Genomic DNA, 20,185 nt, shown 5'->3' with positions numbered 1-20,185 from the left:
CCGGTCACGGCGGTGTTGAACGGATGTGACGGTCACGGACGAAGCTCTTGCCCACACCCCGCCCGACACCGGCACCGACACCGGCACCGGCACCGACGGTGGCGCCGGTTCGGGGGCGGGTGGTGACAGCGCCGCCGGTGAGGTCGTCGCGGCGCTGGCCGACGACCTGGACGCCGGGTTCGCCGCCCTGTACGAGGCGTACCGGGGCCCGGTGTTCTCCACGGCGCTGCGGCTGTGCGGGCGGTGGGCCGAGGCCGAGGACCTGTCCGCCGAGGCGTTCCTGCGCGCCTACCGGGCGCTGGCCGGATACGAGGCGGACCGGATCGCCGAGCTCCGGCCGCGGGCGTGGCTGCTGACGATCCTGACCAACGTGTGGCGCAACGGGCTGCGCACCGCGGCGCGGCGCCCGCCGCCGGGCCCGATCGAGGACGCCCCGGACCCGCCGGACCCGGGCGAGGGCGTGGAGGACGCCGCGGCGCGGCACGAGACCGGCCGGGAGCTGGCCGCGCTGCTGGCCGAGCTGCCCCGGGCCCAGCGCGCCGCCGTCGTCCTGCGGCACGTCACCGACCTTCCGGTCGCCGAGATCGCGGTCATCCTCGAGGTGCCCGAGGGGACCGTGAAGTCCCACATCTCCCGCGGCCTGGCCCGCCTCCGCCGTCTCCGCACCGACCCTCCGCAGAAAGGGGGCATCCGATGAACCGCACCGAGCCCGACGACGAGCTCGCCCGGGAGCTGGCGGCGCTGGCCGCCGACGCGCCGCCCGCGCTGCTGGACCGCATCGCCGCGCACCGCGTCCACGTCCCCGGGCCCTTGGACGGCCTGCAGGTCGCCTTCACCGACCACGGCGTGGCCTACCTGCGCGCCGGGATGGACGAGCGGGAGTTCGCGGCGGCGTTCCGGGCCCGGTTCGCGCGGCCGCTGCTGCCCGCCGACCGCCCGCCGGCCGGGCTGGTCCCGGCGCTGCGCACCGGGCGGCTCGGCGGGCTGCGGCTGGACCTGCGCGGCCTCAGCGACTTCGAGGCCGCGGTGCTGCGCGCCGCGGCGCGGATCCCGCGCGGGCAGACCCGCCCGTACGCGTGGGTGGCGCGGCAGGCGGGACGGCCCAGGGCGGTCCGCGCGGTCGGGTCGGCGCTGGGCCGCAACCCCGTCCCGCTGCTGATCCCCTGCCACCGGGTGACCCGGTCGGACGGGGCGCTCGGCGACTACGTGTTCGGCGCCGACGCCAAGGAGCGGCTGCTGCACGCCGAGGACGTCGACGTCGACCAGGCGGCCGAGCTGGCGCGGCGCGGTGTGCGGCTCGTCGGCTCCGACACCACCGGGATCGTGTGCTACCCCACGTGCGGTGACGCCCGCCGGATCAGCCCCGATCACCGCCGCGGGTTCCGGGACCTGGCCGCGGCGCGGGCCGCCGGGTACCGGCCGTGCCTGCGCTGCCGCCCCGGCGACCCGCAGCCCGCGTAAGCGCACCACCGGTCGACGGTGGCGGCCCATTCCGCCGTGGCCCGAATGAGACGGCTCCCGCGCGGGTGCCGATGACCACCGGCCGAATCCTGGAATACCTTTTACTTCGGACCCGAGTTGCTCGAAGAAATGCATGTCGAGTAAGGGGAAGTGGCGTTGATCGCAGTTCGGCCGGGCGGCGCCGTTTGTTCGGGTCGCACTCGTCCGTTCGGATCCGCTTCGCAGCGCCGGTCAAGACGACGTCGGTCACGTGCTCGTCATGGCCGGGCACTGACACCGCCGTCCCGTCAAAAACGACGGCAAGCCGGGCTACTGTAGCGGTCAAACCGCATTTGCGCTGCATTTGGGAATGCTCTCCATAATTCGATCAAGACATCATCAGATCGGTGCGGGCTAGAGTCGCGATGGTGTTGCTGGGCATCATCCACGGGCCCCCGACAACGTCGCGGGAAATGAACGGCGGATTTACCGATCTGGGGAGCGAAGAATGGCGGCGAGCGGTACCGGCCGGGCCACCCCCGGCGAGGCGGCCGGCCATGTCACCGCGGACCACGTCCTGGTCCCCGCGGGGCCGGCGCACGGGACGCGGGGGCGGCAGGGGGAGCGCCTGGAGCACCTGTTCGAGGAGCGGTGCGACCGGCTGCGAGCCGAGGGCTCCCCTGACCACCCCGCCGTCGACGCCGGCGGCACCACCCTGACCTACGACGACCTCGACGCGCGGGCCAACCGGCTCGCCCGCCACCTGCTGGCGCGGGGCATCCGCCCGGGCGACCGGATCGGGCTGCTGTTCGACCGGGCCCTGCCGTCCTACACGGGCATGCTGGCCGCACTGAAGATCAACGCCGTGTACGTGCCGCTCGACCCCGGCTACCCGCCCGACCGGCTGTCCTACATCGCGGCGGACGCGGGCGTGCGGACCGTGCTGACGCTGTCGCACCTGCGCGGGCCCCTGGCGGCCGCGACGGCGCAGGTCGTGTGCCTCGACGAGGCGGAGCCGCAGATCGCCGCCCTTCCCGGCCACCGCCTCACCGCCACCGAGAAGGGCGTTCCGGCCGGCGACCTGTGCTACATCATCTACACCTCCGGCTCGACGGGACGGCCCAAGGGCGTGGCGATCCAGCACGCCGCCGTCTGCAACTTCGTCCGCGTCGCGGCCGAGGTCTACGGGGTGGAGCCGGCGGACCGGATGTACCAGGGCATGACGATCGCCTTCGACTTCTCCGTGGAGGAGATCTGGGTGCCCCTGGCCTCGGGCGCGACCCTGGTCCCCAGGCCGGGCGGGACGGCGCTGGTCGGCGCCGAGCTGGGCGACTTCCTGCGGGACAGGCGGGTCTCCGCCCTGTGCTGCGTCCCGACGCTCCTGGCCACGCTCGACCAGGACCTCCCCGGGCTGCGCTTCCTGCTGGTGTCCGGTGAGGCGTGCCCGCAGGACCTGGTCGCCCGGTGGCACCGCCCCGGACGCCGGTTCCTGAACGTCTACGGGCCCACCGAGACCACCGTCACCGCCACCTGGACGACGCTCCACCCCGACCGGCCGGTGACCATCGGCGTCCCGCTGCCCACCTACGCGGTGGTCATCCTGGACCCGGACGAGGACCGCGCCCTGGAGCCCGGCCGCCCGGGTGAGATCGGCATCGCGGGGGCCGGGCTGGCCGCCGGGTACGTCAACCGCGAGGACCTGACCCGCACCAGGTTCGTGCCCGACTTCCTCGGCATCGAGCACAACCCGTCCGGCCGGATCTACCGCACCGGTGACCTGGGCCGGATCAACGCCGACGGCGAGCTCGAGTACCACGGCCGCATCGACACCCAGGTCAAGATCCGCGGCTACCGCATCGAGCTGACCGAGATCGAATCGGTCCTGTCGGAGGTGCCGGGGATCGCGCAGACGGTGGTCGGCGTCCACGAGCCCGAACCGGGCGTGGTCGAACTCGTCGCCTACTACACCTGCCGCAACGGCGACGGCCAACGCGAAGGTGGAGGCGGCGGCCACCGTGAACGCCTGCACCGGCGCGCGCGGGAGCGGCTGCCCCGCTACATGGTGCCCGCCTACTTCGAGGAACTCGACGCCATCCCGACGCTGCCGAGCGACAAGGCCGACCGCAGCAGGCTCCCCGCACCGAGAGGACCGCGCGGCCTCGCCGCCACCGGCGGCGGCACCGGCGGCGGCACCGCCCCGGCCGGCGGCACCGAGCGGTTGCTCGCCGACGTGCTGGCCGGCCTCACGCGGCTGGACGGCGTGCCGGCCGACGGCCACTTCTTCGACGACCTGGGCGCCGACTCGCTGGTGATGGCCCGCTTCTGCGCCGCGCTGCGGGACCGGACGGACCTGGCGGCACCGTCGATGGCCGACATCTACCAGAACCCCACGATCAGGGATCTGGCCGCGACGATCGACGCCACGGCCCCCGCGCCCGCGCGTCCGCCGCTGGCACCGCCGGACGCGGCCGAGCCGGTCCTGGCGACGGCGAAGGCCCCGCGGCGCACGGCGGAGTACGTGCTGTGCGGCCTCCTGCAGTTCCTGCTGTTCCTCGGCATCATCTACCTCGGCGCCAAGGCCGCCCTCGGATACCGGTGGGTCGCCCACGCGGACGGGCCGCTGGACCTCTACCGGCGGGGACTGGTCTACGGCTGCGTGGTCTACGGGTACCTGTGCATCCTGCCGATCCTGGCCAAGTGGGCGCTCGTCGGCCGCTGGAAGCCCCAGGAGATCCGCGTGTGGAGCCTGCCGTACGTGCGGTTCTGGACGGTCAAGACGCTGGTACGGGCCAGCCCGCTGGCGCTCTTCGCCGGATCACCGCTCTACCTCCTGCACCTCAGGATGCTGGGCGCGAAGATCGGCCGCGGGGCCGTGGTGTTCTCCCGGACGCCGCTGTGCACCGATCTGCTGACGATCGGCGCCGGGACGGTCATCAGGGAGAACTGCGCCATGTCCGGATACCGGGCCGACGCGGGCGTCATCCGGACCGGCGCGATCACCCTCGGCGACGACGTGTTCGTCGGCGAACAGACCGTCCTGGACATCGACACCCGCATGGGCGACCGGTCCCAGCTCGGGCACGCCTCGTCCCTGCACGCCTCCCAGACCGTCCCGGAGGGCGAACGCTGGCACGGATGCCCGGCCCGGCGCACCGACGCCGACTACATGCCGGTCCCCCCGGCACGCTGCGGCACCCTGAGGAGATTCGCCTACGGGTTCACCCAGGTGTTCGTCCTGCTCGCGATCTCCCTGCCCTTGGCGGCCATGATCCTTACCGTGCTCTTCACGCGTTTCCCAGTGCTCGACGAGGTGCTGGGCCCGCATCCGGAAGGGCTCGGCAGCCCGGCGTTCTACCTGGACGCCCTGCTGCTGTCCACCGTGCTGTTCTTCGGCGGCGCCCTCACCGGACTGCTGGTGGTGGTGACCGTTCCGCGCCTTCTCACCCTCCTGGTCAGGCGGGACCGCGTCTATCCGCTCTACGGGATCCACTACTGGGCCCAGACGGCGATCAGGCGCGCGACGAACGCGAAGTTCTACACCGACCTGTTCGGCGACAGCTCCTACATCGTCCCCTACCTGCGCGCCCTGGGGTACCGCTTCGCGCGGCCGATCGTGCAGACCGGGACGAACTTCGGCACCGAGCTGAGCCACCATTCGCCCTACCTGACCACGGTGGGCAGCGGCACGATGGTCTCCGACGGGCTGTCGATCATGAACGCCGACTTCTCCAGCACGTCCTTCCGGGTGTCGCGGGTGACGATCGGGGCGCGCAACTTCTTCGGCAACGCCATCGCCTTCCCGGCCGGGGCCCGCGTCGGCGACGACGTCCTGCTCGGCACGAAGGTGGCGGTCCCCGTCGCCGGGCGGGTACGGGAGAACGTCGGGCTGCTGGGCTCGCCCTGCTTCGAGATCCCCCGGTCGGTGCGCCGGGACCGCGGGCTCGAACACCTGGACAAGACCCCAGAGGCCGGGGACGAGACCGGGGACCTCCAGCGGCGCCTGGCCGCCAAGAACCGCCACAACCTCACCACCATGGGCCTGTTCCTGCTGGTGAGGTGGTTCGGGTCCACCGTGGTGATCACGCTGTGGCTGCTCGCCGAGGAGGTGTTCCAGGGCCCGCGGGCGCTGGGCATCGTCGCGGCGGTCCTGGTCACCCTCCTGTTCGGTGTCGGCTACGCCGTGCTGGTCGAGCGCGCCGTCACCCGGTTCCGCCCGCTCAGGCCCCGGCTGTGCTCGATCTACGACCCGTACTTCCGGTGGCACGAACGCCTGTGGAAGCTGGGCGCGCCGGCACCGTTCAGCGGAACCCCGTTCAAGAACCTCATCTGGCGCCTGCTCGGCGTGCGCATTGGCCGCCGGGTCTTCGACGACGGCTGCGCGGTGCCGGAGAAGACCCTGGTCACCATCGGGGACGAGGCCACGCTTAACGCCGAAAGCGTGATCCAGTGCCACTCGCTGGAGGAGGGCGTCTTCAAGTCCGACCGGACCACGATCGGCGCCGGCTGCACCCTGGGCGTCGAGTCGTTCGTGCACTACGGCGTGACGATGGGGCAGGGGGCGACGCTCGACGCCGACTCCTTCCTCATGAAGGGCGAGCAGGTCCCCGCGAAGGCGAGATGGCGGGGAAACCCGGCGGGCCACACCCGCACGACCACCCCGGACCTCACCGCGCCGGCGGCGGCCGTCCCGCCAGGGCGTTCCCCGTCAGCGGCGGGCGGCCAGGGCGACGCCGGCGCCGCCCAGCACCAGACCCGCCACGGCCATGGCGTTCAGCGACTGCCCGATCGTCAGCCACGCCATGACCGCCGTGACCGAGGGGATCAGGAAGAACAGGGTGGCGACCCGGGCCGCCGGGGCGCGCCGCAGCATCAGGTTCAGCAGCACGAACGCGCCGATGGAGTTGACCAGCACCATCCAGCCGAGCGAGGCGCCGAACGGCGCCCAGTCCGTCACGCGCGGCGTCTCGGTCAGCAGCGACAGCACGCCGACCGGGACGGCGGCGATGAGGAACTGCGCGGCCGTGCCGGTCCGGACGTCCATGGCCGGGACGAACCGCTGCTGGTAGAGGGTGCCCAGGCTCAGGCCGAGCAGGCCCGCCGCGCACAGCGCCACCCCGAGCGGTGAGAACGCCAGGCGGCCGGCCACGGCCAGCACGACCCCGGCGCCGCCGAGCGCGAACCCCGCCCACTGGCGGGCGGTGACCCGCTGCCCCGGCAGCAGCGCCGACAGCGCCGCGATCACCACCGGGTTCAGGCCCTGGACGAGCGCGACGACGGCGGCGGGCAGGCCCATGTCCATGGCCGTGTACAAGGCGCCGAACTGGACGGCCTGGATCAGCAGCCCGCTCACCGCCACGTGCGCCAGCGCCCGGCCGCGCGGCCAGGGCGCCCGGACGGCGACCGCGAACGCCGCCAGCAGCAGCCCCGCCAGCCCGAACCGGGCGAAGATCAGCAGCAGCGGCGGGGCCGCGTCCACCCCGATCACCCCGGCGATGAACGCGCTGCTCCACAGCAGCACGAACACCCCCGGGACCGCCCGCACCGCCCTCCCGCCGGCGGGCGGCGCCGCCGTCTCGCTCGCGGGTCGTGCGGTGGCCGGGCCGCTGCCTGCGGCCCGCCGCTCGGTACCCACCAGCTCGGTGTCCACCCGCCCGGTGCCCGCGGCCATCGGATCCCCTTAAGTAACCAGTCAGAACGGTTACTGAGTCTGAATCCCCCCACGTAACCTGTCAAGCCGGTTACGATAGGGGGATGACGTTCAGGTTCGTCAGCGGCAACCTCGCCCTCGACTTCGTCGGCACCCTCCAGCACCGCCGGCACGACCGCCGCGACCTGCTGCGCGACCCCGCCGACGTGGCCGCCTGGATCACCGCCGCCGGCCTGGTCACCGGCACCCCCGCCCTGCGGCCCGGCGACCTGGAACACGCCCTCGCCCTGCGCGAGGCGATCTTCCGCGCCGCCGCCGCGGCCATCCGCGGCGAGCCCCCCGCCGACGACGACGACCGCGCCACGATCAACGCCGCCGCCGCGCCGCCGCCCCCCGTCCCCTCCCTCCCTCGTCCCGGCGCCGCCGGCGATCCCGTGCACCGCTCCGGGGACGCCCGCGCGGCCCTGTCCCAGGTCGCCCGCGCGGCGATCGACCTGCTCGGCGGAGCCGTCCCCGGCACCCTCAAGGAATGCGGATCGGGCACCTGCACCCGCCTGTACCTCGACACCTCCCGCCGCGGCACCCGCCGCTGGTGCGACATGCGCGAATGCGGCAACCGCGCCAAGGCCGCCGCGTTCCGCGCCCGCCAGCGCACCTGACCCCCCGCCCGCCCCGGCGCCGCCCGGCTCCGGGAGCCGGGGGGCGGGCATAGAACGGCACGGGACGGGAATGGGGCCGTCCACCTGCGGGAATCCCGCGGGAACCGCCGACGAGGGGGAGATCGCCATGCGCGTCGTCGTCACCGGCGCCACCGGCAACATCGGGACCAGCACCATCCGCGCGCTCACGCAGGACCCGGCCGTCACCGCCGTCACCGGACTGGCCCGCCGCCGGCCCGGACCCGACGCCGCCGGAGAGACCGACCCTTCCGGCACCGGCAAGCTCCAGTGGGAGGAGGCCGACGTCACCGACAGCGACCTGGTCCCCCTCATGCGCGGCGCCGACGCCGTGATCCACCTGGCCTGGCTGTTCCAGCCCACGCACCGCCCCGCGGTGACCTGGGACGCCAACGCCGTCGGCAGCGCCCGGGTGTTCGACGCCGCCGCCGAGGCCGGCGTGCCCGCACTGGTGTACTCCTCCTCCGTCGGCGCCTACTCCCCCGGCCCCAAGGACCGCCCCGTCGACGAGTCCTGGCCCACCCACGGCTGGCCCGGCGCCGCCTACAGCCGCGAGAAGGCCTACGTCGAACGGCTCCTGGACGCCTTCGAGACCGCCAACCCGAGCTGCCGCGTCGTGCGGATCCGGCCCGGGTTCATCTTCGAACGGGGGAGCGCCGCCCAGCAGCGGCGCCTGTTCGCCGGGCCGCTGCTGCCCGGCCGGCTCGCCCGCCCCGGCCTCATCCCCATCGTCCCGGACCTGCCCGGGCTCCGCCTGCAGGTCCTGCACTCCGCCGACGCCGGGCAGGCGTTCCGCCTGGCCGCCACCGGCGACGCCCGCGGCGCCTTCAACATCGCCGCCGACCCCGTCATGGACGCGGCCGAGCTCGCCGGCCTCCTCGGCGCCCGCACCGTGCGGCTGCCCGCCCGCGGCGTGCGGGCCGCGCTCGCCGCCGCCTGGGGACTGCATCTGGTCCCCGCCTCACCCGGCCTGTTCGACCTGGCCCTGCAGGTCCCGCTCATGGACACCGCGCGGGCCCGCACCGAACTCGGCTGGACGCCCCGGCACACCGCCCGGGAGGCCATCACCGAGTTCCTGGAGGGCCTGCGCGCCGGCGCCGGCCGCGACACCCCGCCGCTGTCCCCCGAGACCGGGGGGACGATGCGCGCCCGCGAGTTCAGCACCGGCATCGGCCGCAAACCCTGACCCCGCAAACCCGACACCAGGCCCTGCCGCCACCGACCCGGAGGTCACCCATGCCGACGATCACACCCGACCACCTGTACGCCCTGCTGGCCTCCGACGACCGCGGCGCCGCGCTCGTCGTCATCGGCGGCGAGGCCACCGTCGTCCCTACCGCCCCCGGCCGCGGCGACGGCCCCGAGGACGCCCTGGTGATCACCACTCGGGACGCCGTCATCGCCGAACTCGACACCGGCGCCAACGAGGAGCAGATCGAACGCCTCGCCCAGCGCCTGGACGTCGCCCTCGACAGCCTCGGCGGCTGACCTCCGCGCCGCGGCCCTGCACGAGCACGAACGGCCCCGGGGGATCACTCGCGGCGGCGGCGCCGGTGGCTGGTGTCGCAGAACGGGTAGGCCCGGCTGCGGCGGCACGCGCACAGCGCCACCAGCCACCGGTCCGACACCACCGTCGTGCCGTCCTCCAGCACGACCTCGACCGGGCCCTCCACCAGCACCGGCCCGCCCGGCACCATCCGCACCCGCCGCCGCTCCCGCGACCCCGCAACGGGTTCCGCAGCGGTCTGCGGGGCGGTCTCGGGCGCGGTGTCAGGCGCGGTGTCAGGCGGCCCGCCGGGCACTGTCACGTTCGCTCCCCTCCTCGATCCGCGCGGCGCGCACCACCACCAGCTCCTCGTGAAGCTGACCCGGATCCACCATGCCCCGCGCCCGCAACGCCGCTGCACGGCGCCGCATCACCGGACCGAACGGCTCGCGGTGCCGCGCCACCACCGACGCCCGCATGCCCGCACTGCGCAGCGCCACCAGCGTGGCCGCCACCCCGTTCAGCGACGAGTGCACCATCAGCAGGGTCCCCGACGGGCTCAGATGCCCCGGCGCGCCGGCGCAGATCCGGTCCAGCAGCGCCCGCCCGTCCGGCCCCGCCTCCCACGCCCGCGCCCGGCCGCGCACCGCCGCCGGGTCGGCGTCCCCCGCCACGTACGGGGGGTTGGCGACGATCACGTCGAACTCCTCGCCCGCCACCGGTGCGAACAGGTCCCCGCGCAGCACCCGCACCGGCAGGCCCCGCATCCGCGCGTTCACCCGCGCCGCCAGCACCGCCTGCGCGGACACGTCCACCGCCACCACCCGGCAGCCCGCCCGCGCCGCGGCCAGCGCCACCGCTCCCGTCCCGGTGCCGAGCTCCAGCACCCGCGCGCCCGGCGGCGCCCCCGCCTGGCCGAGCGCCCGCAGCAGCTCCCCCGCCAGCAGCGAGGTGTCGGACTGCGGCCGGTACACCCCCGGCGGCCTGAACAGCAGCATTCCCCGTCCCCCCTTCACCCGTGCCCCCTTCACCCGGCGGCCCGCAGGCCCGCGGGCGATCCCGACAGCAGGCCCGGCGACAGGTCCGGCAGCGGGCGCCGCAGCGCCGACCGCCCCTGCCGCCACCGGTCCAGCAGATGCGCGCCCAGCCGGTCCTCCAGCAGCGCGGTCGCCTGGATCCCCAGCACCACGTCCCCCGCCAGGCCCGGCTCGGACTCCAGCAGCCCGCCGACCACCTCGTGCCGCAGCACCTGCTCGTGGACGGCGTCGGCCTCGACGTGCTCGGTGTAGAAGAACCGGGCCCGCGGACCGGCGCCCAGCCGCTCCAGGGCCCGCACCATCCGCCGCGCCGACGGCGCCGTGGTGATCTCCGCCGCGGCGAAATGCCCCACCAGCGCGGCCCGCAGCGAGCGCCGGAGCCCGAACAGCGACATCATGTTCACCGTCGCCAGCATCACCGCCGGAGCCGCGTCCACGTACGCGCCGTAGGAGGAGTCGAGGCCGAGATCGTCCAGCAGGTCGGCGTACAGGCCCTGATGGATCATCTGCGCGCGGCCGCCCCCGAACTCGTCGTTCTCCACCGCGACCAGCGCCGTCTTGACCCCACCCCGCAGCCGCGGGATCACCCACGCGTGCGGATCGGCCTCCTTCAGGTGGTAAACCGACCGCAGCGCCGCGTGTTCGAGCAGCTGCCACCACTCGCCCTCGTCACGCAGGTACTGCGACACGCCGCGCGCGTCCACCGGCTCCACCAGCAGGTCCTCCAGCGCCTCCACCACGTCGCCGCCGCCGGGCACGTCGCGGCGCAGCGCCGCCAGGAACACCGCCTCCATCGCGCCGCGCAGCCGCAGCAGCCCCGCATCCCACTCCCAGTCCGGGTCCACGCCGGCGAACCCGCGGTAGTGCAGCTCGTAGCACAGGTGCAGCGCCAGCTGCAGATCCTCCCCGTAGGGATCGGCGGCCGTCACCTCGGCGACCGGAACCTCCGGAATCGGCGGCGCCGCCGCGTGCGGGACGGGGCCCGGGGCCGGGCCCGACTCCAGGGCGGCCGCGACAGCGCGCGACAGCGGCCCGCGCGGCTCCGGCACCACCGGGTCGCCGCTGGGCCGCCGTGAGGGCGGCAGATCCTGCTGAACGCTCATGTCTCCTCCGTGCATCAGGGGGTGTCCGGCTCCGGTACCCGCTCACTCGCGTCCCATACGCACGGTTTCTCCCCCGATGTCGCACCAGGCCCCTCCGCGGGGCCTCCCGGCCCGTCCGCTCCGGTGCCGGCGCCCGCCAGGCCACCGGACTCGGTCTGCCGCGCCAGCATCTCCACCACCGCGCGCGGGCCGCCCCGGCGCGCGGCCCGCCGCTGCCGCTGCGCGCCCGTCCCGGCCCTGCGCACGCCCTCCACCAGCGCCAGCACCGCGTCGAGGTCGCCCGAGCGCGCCAGCGCCGGGCCCGCGCGGGCCACCAGATCGTCCACCCGCCGCCACGCCGGGACGCTCCGCCGCGCCACCGGGTCCGCCATCGGGCCGTCCATGCCGTACCGTGACGCGCTCCACAGCGCCGCAGCGCACACCTGCCCGTCCGCCCGCGGCGCCTCCCGCCCCCGCGCCAGGTCGTCCAGCGCCGCGCCGACCAGCCCCCGCACCAGCGCGGCCTGCAGCAGCGCCTCGTCGGCGGTGGCCGCCGCGTCCGCCGCCCGCACCTCCACCGTCGGCCACCGCGGCGACGGCCGCGCCAGCCAGAACGTCATCGCCGCGTCCACCAGCACCCCCGCCTCCACCAGCGCCGCCACCCGCGCGTCGTACTCGGCCGCCGACGCCGACCACGGCGGCACCCCCGCCCCCGGGAACCGCGACATCTCCACCTGCCGCCGGCCCGGATAGCCCGCCGCGCGGCCCCGGTCGAACGCCGAGTTCACCGACAGCGCCATCAGGACCGGCAGCCACGGCCGCAGATGGTTCACCACCGCCACCGCGGTGTCCCGGTCCGGCACCCCGACGTGGACGTGGCACCCGCACGCCTGGTAGTCGCGCACCACCTCCCCGTAGGCGGCCACGATCGCGGCGAACCGCTCCCCGCGCGCGACCGGCGGCGGAGGGCCGCCCAGTACCGGCGTCCCCGCCGACACCAGCAGCGCGCCGCACCCGCGCGCCGCCTCCGCCAGCCGCGCCCGCCCGTACCGCAGCTGCGCCCGAATGCCCGCCAGGTCGTGGCACACCCCTGTCGTCGCCTCCACCTGCGAGGCCAGCAGCTCGCCCTGGAACGACCCGCGGGTCCCCGCCCACCGGTGCGGGCCCGCCGCGCGCAGGACCTCCTCCGCGCGCCCGACGCACTCCCCCGACACCGCGTCCACCAGCAGGAACTCCTCCTCCACTCCGAGGCTCCTGCCCGCCACCACCGCGTCCGGCGCAGTGTCCGGCGCGGTGTCCGGCACGCCGCCGTCTCCCGCAGGCCCGTCTCCGCCCATGCCCCGTGCCCCCTCGCTCGCACAGACCCGTCACCCCCGGCAGATGCCCGTCCGGAACGTCCCCTCCCACCCCCGGGCAAGATCCTTTACGGCGGGCGGTGCCGCCGTGACCGGATCGTTCCGCATGGCGCCGCGATGATGCCTGCCGCCGCGGCGCGGCTCCCGGCCAGCATCGGACGCATGAACCGAGCGCTTCTCGTCATCGACGTCCAGGAGTCCTTCCGCCACCGCCCCCTCTGGGCCGCGGTCTCAACCCCCGACATCGCCGCCCGCACCGCCCGCCTCGCCGCCGCCGCCCGCGAAGCGGGCGACCTGGTCGTGTGGATCCTGCACGCCGAACCCGGCAGCGGCGATGTGTTCGACCCCGCCCTCGGCCACGTCCGCCTCATGGACGGCCTGCGGCCCGCCGCCGGGGAACCGGTCCTCACCAAGACCTCCCGCAACGCCTTCACCACCACCAACCTGCAGCAGTTGCTGACCTCCCGCGGCATCGGCGAGGTCACCGTCTGCGGCATCCAGACCGAGCAGTGCTGCGAGACCACGGCCCGCCTGGCCGCCGACCTCGGCTACCGGGTCACCTTCGTCACCGACGCCACCGCCACCTTCCCCATCCCCCACCGCGACGCCCCGCCCGGCCGCCCCCTCGCCGAGATCCTCGCCGACCCCGCCACACTGCCCACCGACCAGATCATCGCCCGCACCGAGTACGCCCTGGCCGGACGGTTCGCCGCCATCGCCTCCCTCGACGACCTCGCCCCCGCGGAGGGCGCCACGGCCCCGGTAGGCTGACCGGATCGTGACACGCATCGTCTTCCTGCTCGTCCCCGGACTGCACCTGCTCGACCTCGCCGGCCCCGCCCAGGTGTTCTCCACCGCCGCGAACGCCGGCCTGCCCTACCGGCTCGCCTACGTCGCCGACCGGCCAGGCTCCGGGGACGAGCCGGACGACGACCCGCCCGAACACGTGCCGACCGCCCAGGGCATCGCGCTGCAGGCCGACACCGCCTGGCCCGCCCTGACCGCCGACGACATCGTCCTGGTCCCCGGATGGCGCTGGGGAACCGGCCGCCCCCACGCCCCGCCTGTCTCCGACCACGCCGCACACCGCCTGGCCGGCCACCACGCCGCCGGCGGCACCGTCGCCAGCGTCTGCGCCGGCGCGTTCGCCCTCGCCCACGCCGGGCTCCTGGACGGACGCCGCTGCACCACCCACCACGAGCTCCAGGACGCCCTCGCCCGCCGCCACCCCCGCGCCACCGTCGTCCGCGACGTCCTGTACGTCACCGACGGCCGCGTCATCACCTCCGCCGGCATCGCCTCCGGCATCGACCTCGCCCTGCACCTGGTCGCCGCCCGATACGGCCCCGCCGCCGCCGCGCGCATCGCCCGCACCATGGTCGTCTACGCCCGCCGCAACGGCGACGAACCCCAGGCCAGCGCCCTGCTGCGGCACCGCGCCCACGTGTCCGACACCGTCCACCGCGCCCAGGACCTCATCGACGCCCGCTACACCCGCCCCCTCCCGCTGGCCGCCCTCGCCGCCGAGACCGGGGTCAGCGAACGCACCCTCACCCGCCGCTTCACCGCCGCGACCGGCCTCACCCCGCTGCGCTACCAGCAGGAATTGCGGCTCGAACGCGCCGAGCACCTCATCGGGCAGGGCGCCACCACCGACGCCGCCGCCCGCGCCGTCGGGTTCACCGACGCCCGCATGCTCCGCCGCCTGCGTGCCCGCCCCTGACCTCGCGCCCGCACGGCCGAGGGCGGGGTCAGCCGTGCAGCGCCACGTACGGCGCCAGCACCAGCAGGCTCACCACCAGCGCGCCCTTCAGCACCCCCGCCGGGACCGCCCGCGCGATCGCCCACCCCGCCACCACACCCGCCAGCTCCGGCACCCCCACCAGCGCCGCCAGCGGCCAGTCGACCGCTCCCGCCGCGACGTACCCCAGCGTCCCGGCCCCGGCGATCACCACCGACTGGGCCTGCGCGGCCGCCAGCGCCGCCAGCACCGGCGACCCGAGCGCCACCAGCAGCGGGACGCACAGCATCGGCCCCCCGACCCCGAACAGCGCCCCCGCAGCCGCCACCGCCGCCCCGGCCGCCAGCACCACCGGCCACCCCGGCCCCGCCGCCCCGGCCCCCTCACCCCGGCGGCACAGCACCAGAATCGCGGTCAGCGCGACCAGCACCCCCAGCAGCACACCGAACACCCGCCCGGTCACCAGGCCGTTCAGCCACACCCCCAGCGGCGTCCCGGCCACCGCGCCCCCGCACAGCAGCGCCGCCGTCCGCCGCGTCCCCGGCTCGCGCAGCTGCCCCGACCGGGTGTAGACGGCCGTCCCCAGCACCCCGGTCGCGACATTGGTCACCATGGCCGTCCCCGCCACCTGCGCCGGCGGCAGCCCCGTCAGCGCGAACAGCCCGGCCGTGACCAGCACTCCGCCCGGCCCGACCGCCGTCACCCCCACCCCGGCGGCCACCCCCAGCAGCACCAGCGCCGCCACCACCCCCGGCTCCAGCCCCGTCACGGCCCAGATCCCCGCCGCTCGGCGGCGCCCCGGTACAGGGTCGCGTGGAAGGTGAGCCGGTCCGCGCGGATCCGGATGTCCTCGCAGTCGACCGGGCGGCCGTCGGCGAGCCGGGTCAGCCGGCCCACCGCGAACACCGCCGCGCCCTCCGCCACCCCCAGCAGCCCCGCGAGCCCCGGCCCGGCGCCGACCGCGTCCAGCGTCACCTCCGCCCGCCCCAGCCGCTGCCCGGCCACCTCCTCGATCAGCGCGAACAGGTCGCGCCCCGCCAGGTCCAGCCCCAGCACCGCACCGCCCACGTCCGCGGGCAGGTAGCTGACGTCCAGCGACAGCGGCTCCCCCTCCAGCCGCCGCAGCCGCTCGATGCGCACCGCGCCCTCACCCGGCGCCAGCCCAAGCCGCGCGGCCACGCCGTCCGGCGGGTCGTCGACGCGCCCGGCCGCGCGGACCTCGTTGGTGACCGCGCCATGCCCGGCCAGGGTCTCGGCCAGCCCCTCCAGCCGGTCCAGCCCGTGCCCGTACCAGGGCGCCACCACCATCGTCCCCACGCCCCGCCGCCGGACGACCAGCCCCTCGTCCCGCAGCAGCGCCAGCGCGTCCCGGACCGCGTTGCGGGACGCGCCGAGCCTGGCCCCGAGCACCCGCTCGTCGGGCAGCAGGCCGTCCGCGAACGCCCCGCCCGCGATGTCGCGGCGCAGCACCTCCGCCGCCCGCCGCGCCCGCTCCGCCCGCGGGCTCGACGACACCCACCCCGCCCGCGCCGCATCATCCATGCCGCCCCTCCCACCCCCGGCCGACTTCCGCCACTGTTCCGCCACCCAAGGGTACGACGCTCGTCCGCCGCATGGAGGCCGTCCGCTGTCGCGGGGGTCGCTCAGCGGGGTGAGGCGGCGCCCCGGACGCGCTCGGCGGCACCGTCCGACAGGAACGAGGCGAGCTTCCGCCCCTCCGCGGTGACGGCCTCGCGGTCGGCCCGGGTGAAGCGGCGCAGCGGCGTGACCGACACGGTGCCGTCCTCGACGTCCCACGTGGGGGCAGACCAAGTAAGCAGGAAAGGGGCAACGGGGCAGGTCGGCGGTGGTTGTGCTAGGTGAGGTGTGACCGTCCGCGTTGACTTGATCACAGTTCTGTGAACTGTGTGATGTTGGATCGTTGTAGTCCGTTACGGTGCGTAGGTCCTGGTTCGACGTGGTTCGGAAAGAGGCCCCGCGAGTGACGTCGATCGAGCGCACCGCCTACCCACAGTTCAAGAAGCTGATCTCGGCGCGGGTGCTGCATGTGTCTTCACTCCGACGAAGGTGTTCGAGGAGAAGATCGGCGGCAAGCTGAACACCGACGACCGGCCCGCGCTACTGGAAGCGCTGTCCCACATCCGCGACGGCGACATGCTCACCGTCCAGGAAGTCGACCGCCTCGGCCGCAACCTCCTGGAGGGCCTGATCGTCCTCAACGACCTGTTCCAACGCAGTGTCGCCGTCAAGGTCCTGGAGGGCATCGCGGCCGGTGAGCACACCGAGCGCTCCTTCCTGCTCGACCTGGCCCTCGCCCTGGCCGAAGACCGCCGCCGCGACATCGTCCGCAAGACCAACAACGGCCTGGAAGCGGCCCGCCGCCGCGGCCGCATCGGCGGCCGCCGACCCGTGGTCGACGACGACAAACGCGCCGCGATCCTGGCCCGCCGCGGGCGCGGAGAATCAATCCGCACCATCGCCGCCGGAGTCAAAGTCTCCGTCGGCGTCGTCCACAAAACCCTGGCCGAAGCCCAGCGAGAGACTCAGCGGGACCAGTAGCCCCTCTCAGTGCTTGGGGTCCCGGTAGCAATCGCCGATTGCTATAGCTGACCTGCGGGAACGTATTCGCGGTACGACAGTCGGCTGGTACTGCTTATCTGCGGTAGCCCCGCCGCAGGATTATGCCGCTGAGCTGCGCGAAGAGATTCGCTTTGGGCTCATCACACCAACCCAAGCGAAGTGCTTGTGTTAGCAGGACATCTTGCAGTACAGGTGCTCGTTCTTAGCCGTGGCCCGCTCAGCGAGGTCGGCGAGTTCCCCGAGGAAGTTGACCAGTCCCGATGTATCTGCTCCCTGGAAGTCCTCGAACCGCGACCATGACTCAGCCGCCTCGGCGAGCTGCTGGCCGCTGGCTGCCGCGAGACCGGCCATGAGCTCGTCAGATACCGTCACCACCACGACCTGATGGTCGTCGACTGACGCCACTAGTCTGCCGTGGCGGGGCCCCTCCTCGATCTCCTCAGTACTGCTGCCAGTGAGAAAGGCCTCCACCGGCACCAGGTGGTAGTCCGGAAAGAGGCCCTTCATCTCGATCATGTCGTAAGACGAGATATCAGTGATCGCATGGGCGGCCGCCTCGTCGGAAGGGGCTGAGAAGTAATCGCTCAGAACGCTCATGGCAGCATAGTGCCATTGGCCCTCCCATCGCACGAACCCGAGGGCCGGGCCTTCTAGCTGGCCGTCAGCACTCAAGACCCCTTGATCGTCACCATTGCCGGGGCCCACCGGACGGTCGTTGCCCCTTTCTGGCGTACTTGGTCTGGCCCCCACGTGGCGGCGACCCGTCCGTCCACCAGCACGGCGCGGGCGCCGGAGACCGGCAGGCCGCGGTGGGCGTCGTCGATGATCCGGCGCCGGTCGTGGTAGCCGAGGATCGCGTTGTCGAACGCCGGCAGGAACCGCACCGGCGCCGGCACATCGGGATCGGGGCGGGGCGCGCCGGGCAGGTCCAGCAGCTCCCGGCCCCGCTCGTCGCGGAAGGAGACCAGCTCCCCGCGGATCGCGGCCACCGCGCCCGGCAGCCCGGCCAGGCCGGACCAGGCGCGCAGATCGGCCGTGGCCGCCGGCCCGTACGCGGCCAGGTAGCGGCGCACCAGTGCCTCGCCCGCCGGGTCGGCGCCCTCCGCGGCCGGCGGGTCGTGCTCGCGGCCCAGCCACGAGGACAGCAGCACGTTGCGCACACCCGCCCGCTCCCGCCACAGCCCGCGCGGTGGCGCCTGCACCATCGGGACCAGCGCGGCGACCATCAGCTCGCCCAGCGCGCGCCGGCGCCGCGCCGGCAGGTCCCCCGCCACCGCCCGCACGAGCTCGGCCATCGAGCGGGGCTCGCCGTCGGCCATGACCGCCCGGCCCGCCGCCGCGAGCTCCTCCAGATCCACCCCGTCCAGCTCGCGGCGGTAGACCCCGAGGACCCGCTGCCGCAGCATCGGATCGTGGCGAGCAGCAGCTGCCGTGCGAGCGTCGCACGGTTGAGCGCCCGGACGGTCAGGACGGTCACCCGGCACCGCCGATACGCGGGGACGACACGTCGTTGTGGATCGTCATGAGGCAACGCTGGCAGACGAAGCGGTCAGGACATGACCGCTTCTCCGTCCCGACTGCGGCACGGAACCGGTCAGCCTCGGCCGGCGGGACCGTCGGGCGGCGGGGCCAGGGCGCCGGACAGGAACAGGGTGGTGACGGCGGCGCTGGCCTCCTCCACACCCAGGCGGTGGCGGATGACGCGGGAGACCGCGCCCTCCAGCAGGCTGAAGTAGAGCTCGGCCAGGGTGTGGACGGGCAGGTCGCGGCGGAAGTGGCCGCCCTTGGCGCCGCGCTCGAACACCGCGCGCAGCGGGCCGGCGAGCTGGCGCTCGACGCGGCGCGCCTCGACCGGGCTCCTCTCGAACAGCCCGAGGGCCCGGTACCTGCCGGTCGCGGCGATCGTCGCGCGGGTCATCCGGGCGACGGCCTCCTCGATCGGGACCGCGTCCAGGCGGGCGTCCTCCAGCCGGTCCGTGAGGTCGGCCAGGGCCGCCTCGTAGAGGGCGTACAGGAGTGCCTCGCGGCTGGGGAAGTAGCGGTAGAGCGTCGCCCGCGCGACGCCCGCGGCCTTGGCGATGTCGGTCATGCTCGCCGACTCGCCGCGCTCGGCCAGCACACCGGCCGCGACCTCGAGGATGCCCGCCCTGACGTGGTCGCGGATGACCGTGCTCCTGCTCATCGCCCGGAAGGCTACACCACCGTCCCAAAAGGCGACGCCATGCCCCATGTACGAGACAGCCTGTCTCTTGTCGGCCCCAGTCCGGATACTGGAGCCCGCCGCGCGTGGAACACCGCGCCAAGACCGCCGCACCTGGGAAGGAACCCCCCATGGAAACCGTGCACTCCAAAGACGGCACCCGCATCGCCATCGACCGGACCGGGACGGGCCCCGCCGTGGTGTATGTCGGCGGAGCCCTGAATGACCGCGGGTCGGGCGCCGCGCTCGCCGAGCTGCTGGCCCCGGTCCACACCGTCCTCACCTACGACCGCCGCGGCCGCGGCGACAGCGGCGACACCCCTCCCTACGCCGTCGAACGCGAGATCGAGGACCTGGCCGCCGTCATCGAGGCCGCCGGCGGATCCGCCGCGGTCTACGGAATGTCCTCGGGCGCCGTCCTGGCCCTGCGCGCCGCCGCGCACGGCCTGCCCGTCACCCGGCTCGCGCTGTTCGAGCCGCCGTTCAACCCGGCGCACGACGACCACCTCACCCGGGCCAGGGCCTACCACACCGACCTGTCCGGCCTGCTCGCCGACGGCCGCCGCGGCGACGCGCTCGCGCTGTTCATGACCAACGTCGGCATGCCCGCGGAGATGGTGCGGCAGATGCGGGACGCGCCGATGTGGCCCGCGCTGGAAGCGCTCGCGCCCACCCTCGCCTACGACTCCGCCGTCATGGACGACGCCGCCACCGGCGCCAAGCTCCCCGAGGACCTGCTCGCCCGGGTCACCGTCCCGGCGCTGGTGCTGGACGGAGGCGACAGCCCCGCCTGGATGCGCGACATCGCCCGCCGCGCCGCCGAGATCCTGCCCGCCGGGGCGCACCGGACTCTGGAAGGGCAGACCCACGACGTCGCGCCCGCCGTGCTCGCGCCCGTCCTGGCCGACTTCCTCGCCGCCTGACCGCCGAATCAGGCGCC

At 74.6% G+C, this 20,185-nt stretch carries 19 protein-coding genes and 2 pseudogenes; 10 read left to right on the top strand and 11 right to left on the bottom strand.

Going from position 1 to position 20,185, the window contains the following annotated elements; translation table 11 throughout:
* The first annotated feature begins 25 nt into the window (after positions 1–25).
* From ABGB11_RS11100 to ABGB11_RS11090, 3 genes and pseudogenes are all read left to right on the top strand, one after another.
* Entirely contained in the window at positions 26–697 is a 672-nt protein-coding gene (locus ABGB11_RS11100) for an RNA polymerase sigma factor (protein ID WP_347631551.1), read from the top strand.
* Entirely contained in the window at positions 694–1,461 is a 768-nt protein-coding gene (locus tag ABGB11_RS11095; RefSeq protein ID WP_347631549.1) for a methylated-DNA--[protein]-cysteine S-methyltransferase, read from the top strand. Before ABGB11_RS11100 ends, ABGB11_RS11095 begins: the two co-directional genes overlap by 4 nt.
* Positions 1,462–1,948: 487 nt before the next feature.
* Positions 1,949–6,064 (top strand): annotated as a pseudogene (locus ABGB11_RS11090) (Pls/PosA family non-ribosomal peptide synthetase); the annotation flags it as partial.
* 81 nt (positions 6,065–6,145) lie between these two features.
* Here ABGB11_RS11090 and ABGB11_RS11085 read toward each other — a convergent pair.
* Positions 6,146–7,108 carry a DMT family transporter gene (locus ABGB11_RS11085; protein ID WP_347631547.1) on the bottom strand — a complete coding sequence of 321 codons (963 nt, stop codon included), beginning with the start codon at positions 7,106–7,108 and terminating at the stop codon, positions 6,146–6,148.
* An 83-nt stretch (positions 7,109–7,191) separates the two neighbouring features.
* Between ABGB11_RS11085 and ABGB11_RS11080 the strand changes: the two genes are divergently transcribed.
* The 3 genes from ABGB11_RS11080 to ABGB11_RS11070 all read left to right on the top strand — a co-directional run bounded on the left by ABGB11_RS11080 (position 7,192) and on the right by ABGB11_RS11070 (position 9,252).
* On the top strand, positions 7,192–7,746 hold the full coding sequence (locus ABGB11_RS11080) for a CGNR zinc finger domain-containing protein (RefSeq protein WP_347631545.1): 555 nt from the start codon (positions 7,192–7,194) through the stop codon (positions 7,744–7,746).
* 127 nt (positions 7,747–7,873) lie between these two features.
* The gene (locus ABGB11_RS11075; protein WP_347631543.1) at positions 7,874–8,950 is read left to right on the top strand and encodes an NAD-dependent epimerase/dehydratase family protein; all 1,077 of its coding nucleotides are present in this window, start codon (positions 7,874–7,876) and stop codon (positions 8,948–8,950) included.
* A gap of 50 nt (positions 8,951–9,000) precedes the next feature.
* On the top strand, positions 9,001–9,252 hold the full coding sequence (locus tag ABGB11_RS11070) for a hypothetical protein (protein ID WP_347631541.1): 252 nt from the start codon (positions 9,001–9,003) through the stop codon (positions 9,250–9,252).
* A 44-nt stretch (positions 9,253–9,296) separates the two neighbouring features.
* Here the strand turns inward: ABGB11_RS11070 and ABGB11_RS11065 are convergent, their stop codons facing one another.
* The 4 genes from ABGB11_RS11065 to ABGB11_RS11050 all read right to left on the bottom strand — a co-directional run bounded on the left by ABGB11_RS11065 (position 9,297) and on the right by ABGB11_RS11050 (position 12,673).
* Positions 9,297–9,461 (bottom strand): CDGSH iron-sulfur domain-containing protein, encoded by a 165-nt coding sequence (locus ABGB11_RS11065; RefSeq protein ID WP_021600351.1) that lies wholly within the window; start codon positions 9,459–9,461, stop codon positions 9,297–9,299.
* 85 nt (positions 9,462–9,546) lie between these two features.
* Positions 9,547–10,248, bottom strand: coding sequence for a HemK2/MTQ2 family protein methyltransferase (locus tag ABGB11_RS11060; protein WP_347631539.1), 702 nt, complete (start codon positions 10,246–10,248; stop codon positions 9,547–9,549).
* 29 nt (positions 10,249–10,277) lie between these two features.
* A complete protein-coding gene (locus ABGB11_RS11055; protein WP_347631537.1) occupies positions 10,278–11,390 on the bottom strand; it encodes an iron-containing redox enzyme family protein in 1,113 nt (370 codons plus the stop codon).
* A gap of 14 nt (positions 11,391–11,404) precedes the next feature.
* Positions 11,405–12,673: a glutamate--cysteine ligase gene (locus ABGB11_RS11050; protein ID WP_347631535.1), complete on the bottom strand. Its 1,269-nt coding sequence runs from the start codon at positions 12,671–12,673 to the stop codon at positions 11,405–11,407.
* A 213-nt stretch (positions 12,674–12,886) separates the two neighbouring features.
* Between ABGB11_RS11050 and ABGB11_RS11045 the strand changes: the two genes are divergently transcribed.
* Entirely contained in the window at positions 12,887–13,495 is a 609-nt protein-coding gene (locus ABGB11_RS11045; RefSeq protein ID WP_347631534.1) for an isochorismatase family protein, read from the top strand.
* Positions 13,496–13,502: 7 nt separating this feature from the next.
* The gene (locus ABGB11_RS11040) at positions 13,503–14,447 is read left to right on the top strand and encodes a DJ-1/PfpI family protein (RefSeq protein ID WP_347631533.1); all 945 of its coding nucleotides are present in this window, start codon (positions 13,503–13,505) and stop codon (positions 14,445–14,447) included.
* Positions 14,448–14,475: 28 nt separating this feature from the next.
* Here the strand turns inward: ABGB11_RS11040 and ABGB11_RS11035 are convergent, their stop codons facing one another.
* The 3 genes from ABGB11_RS11035 to ABGB11_RS11025 form a co-directional block, all read right to left on the bottom strand.
* Positions 14,476–15,234, bottom strand: a complete 759-nt coding sequence (locus ABGB11_RS11035; protein WP_347631532.1) for a sulfite exporter TauE/SafE family protein — start codon at positions 15,232–15,234, stop codon at positions 14,476–14,478.
* Positions 15,231–16,007: a GntR family transcriptional regulator gene (locus tag ABGB11_RS11030; protein WP_347631530.1), complete on the bottom strand. Its 777-nt coding sequence runs from the start codon at positions 16,005–16,007 to the stop codon at positions 15,231–15,233. The genes ABGB11_RS11035 and ABGB11_RS11030 overlap by 4 nt, the downstream gene beginning before the upstream one ends.
* Positions 16,008–16,108: 101 nt before the next feature.
* Positions 16,109–16,240, bottom strand: coding sequence for a hypothetical protein (locus ABGB11_RS11025; protein ID WP_347631528.1), 132 nt, complete (start codon positions 16,238–16,240; stop codon positions 16,109–16,111).
* A gap of 172 nt (positions 16,241–16,412) precedes the next feature.
* On the opposite strand from ABGB11_RS11025, the gene ABGB11_RS11020 reads away from it, so the two are divergent.
* On the top strand, positions 16,413–17,024 hold the full coding sequence (locus tag ABGB11_RS11020; protein ID WP_347631954.1) for a recombinase family protein: 612 nt from the start codon (positions 16,413–16,415) through the stop codon (positions 17,022–17,024).
* Positions 17,025–17,213: 189 nt separating this feature from the next.
* Here ABGB11_RS11020 and ABGB11_RS11015 read toward each other — a convergent pair whose 3' ends face one another.
* The 3 genes and pseudogenes from ABGB11_RS11015 to ABGB11_RS11005 all read right to left on the bottom strand — a co-directional run bounded on the left by ABGB11_RS11015 (position 17,214) and on the right by ABGB11_RS11005 (position 19,227).
* Positions 17,214–17,642 (bottom strand): hypothetical protein, encoded by a 429-nt coding sequence (locus ABGB11_RS11015; RefSeq protein ID WP_347631526.1) that lies wholly within the window; start codon positions 17,640–17,642, stop codon positions 17,214–17,216.
* Between the two features lie 71 nt (positions 17,643–17,713).
* Positions 17,714–18,466, bottom strand: a pseudogene (locus ABGB11_RS11010) (crosslink repair DNA glycosylase YcaQ family protein); the annotation flags it as partial.
* 173 nt (positions 18,467–18,639) lie between these two features.
* Positions 18,640–19,227 carry a TetR/AcrR family transcriptional regulator gene (locus ABGB11_RS11005; RefSeq protein WP_347631524.1) on the bottom strand — a complete coding sequence of 196 codons (588 nt, stop codon included), beginning with the start codon at positions 19,225–19,227 and terminating at the stop codon, positions 18,640–18,642.
* A 149-nt stretch (positions 19,228–19,376) separates the two neighbouring features.
* Between ABGB11_RS11005 and ABGB11_RS11000 the strand changes: the two genes are divergently transcribed.
* Complete coding sequence (locus ABGB11_RS11000) at positions 19,377–20,168, top strand: alpha/beta hydrolase (RefSeq protein ID WP_347631522.1); 792 nt, start codon at positions 19,377–19,379, stop codon at positions 20,166–20,168.
* Positions 20,169–20,185: the final 17 nt, after the last annotated feature.

The sequence above is a fragment of the Actinomadura sp. B10D3 genome (genome assembly GCF_039871695.1).
GTDB classification, from domain to species: domain Bacteria; phylum Actinomycetota; class Actinomycetes; order Streptosporangiales; family Streptosporangiaceae; genus Spirillospora; species Spirillospora madurae.
Note: the sequence above shows the minus strand (reverse complement) of the source record. Positions and strands in the feature narration are given on the sequence as shown.